The organism is Kocuria atrinae C3-8 (genome assembly GCF_000286355.1).
Lineage (GTDB): Bacteria > Actinomycetota > Actinomycetes > Actinomycetales > Micrococcaceae > Kocuria > Kocuria atrinae_A.
This window is the reverse complement of the sequence record NZ_AJXN01000157.1, coordinates 1-1,538: the sequence shown is the minus strand read 5'-3', so window position 1 is coordinate 1,538 and position 1,538 is coordinate 1. Positions and strand designations below refer to the sequence as shown.

Below are 1,538 nucleotides of genomic sequence, written 5' to 3'. Positions count from 1 at the left end.
GCCTACCAGGCGGCGTTCGAGGCAACATCGGGATTCACCGAGGTGTCCCAAGAAACTCTCATCGCGATGCTCTTGGACGCGCCGGAAACGTTGCTTGTGCTACGCACCATTTTGGGGTTGACGATCCAGGAGTTCGCGAAGGCCACTGACCTCGTGGCTGAACCGCTGGGGATGAAGCCGCTGACGCCTAGTCGGGTGCAGAGCATGGAACGCAATGGGGCTGTTGGTCCGAAGAAGACTGCGCACGACACAGCTTTTTTGGCCGCGGCGACGGTATCGGGAGCACTCGACGGCAGCCTGTTTCCGGACCCACCGGGAGAACTGAAGCCCAAGCAGCAGAAGTTCGACACAACCGATGGCTGGGCCACCGTTGGAGAGCTCGCACGCGACGGAGTGCCTTATGACGCGTTCTTACATCAGCGACACTACGGCGGTGCGTTCCGGCAGCTCCTTGACGCTACTTCTACGAAGCGCGGAGACATCGTCGAGGACGCCGTCGAAGAACTCTTCGCGCAGCAGGGCATCCCCTACATCCGCACGGGAGCTCACAACCAGGCTGATATTGCCAAGAGGTTCGGGATCAAGGTCACTCCAGCACCGGACTTCGTGGTGTTCGACCAGGCGGGCACTCTGCGCGCACTGCTCGAATGCAAGCTCGTGAACGACGGCGGCACCGCTCGCGATAAAGCGCTGCGCTTCGAGCGGCTACGCGATGAATCCATCCGGCTCAACGGGGTGCCTCTTTTAGCTGTCCTGACTGGGCTCGGATGGACACGGGTCAATGACACGCTAGGACCTGTGGTGCGCGACACTCTCGGCCGGGTATTCACGCTCTCGACACTCACGGAGATGCTCAGCGTTGACCCGTTCCCTCAGCTCATCGGCACTGCGTCTGGGGATGAGACAGCCGGCGGTTCTGCGTAGTGTCCACCGTGCGCAAGCACTAGTCCTACGGTATGAGTGAGCCCCGGCCGTCAAGGGACAGCCGGGGCTCACGTCTGGGGTGCTGGCATCCCAGGCGGCGACGTTGATCCCCGTCACCGCGTCACCCACCTTAGCCAGCCCAGGAGGCCCCTTGAAGATCGGTTACGCCCGCGTGAGTAACCGCGAACAGTCCGCGTCCCTGGATACCCAACGCGCAGCCCTACAGGCCGCAGGGTGCGAACGGGTCTTTGAGGACACGATCAGCGGGGCACGCTCAGACCGCCCCGGCATGACGGCCGCCCGCAGCCATCTACGCGAAGGCGACACCCTGGTGGTCACCCGCATGGACCGGCTGGGCCGGTCCATGCGCGACACCGTGGCCACCGTGGCGGAGCTGACCGATGAAGGCGTGGGCCTGGTGCTGCTGGACTTGGGCGTGGACTCCGCTACGCGGGAGGGACGGCTGATGATCCACATTCTCTCCGCACTGGCCCAGCAGGAGCTGGAGACGATCCAGCGCGGACCCGCGCGGGTCTGGACCACGCGCGCGCCAACGGCCGGATGGGAGGACGGAAGCCGAAGCTGAACGCCCGCCAACGTGAGGCAGCCTTAGC

General features: G+C 64.2%; 2 protein-coding genes. Both read left to right on the top strand.

The genetic code is table 11. From position 1 onward, the window contains the following. Positions 1–924 (top strand): hypothetical protein (locus YO9_RS0114800; protein WP_016998188.1); only part of this gene is annotated, 924 nt, incomplete at its 5' end. A 151-nt stretch (positions 925–1,075) separates the two neighbouring features. Further along, positions 1,076–1,510, top strand: coding sequence for a recombinase family protein (locus tag YO9_RS0114795; RefSeq protein ID WP_016998187.1), 435 nt, complete (start codon positions 1,076–1,078; stop codon positions 1,508–1,510). The last annotated feature ends 28 nt before the right edge of the window (positions 1,511–1,538 follow it).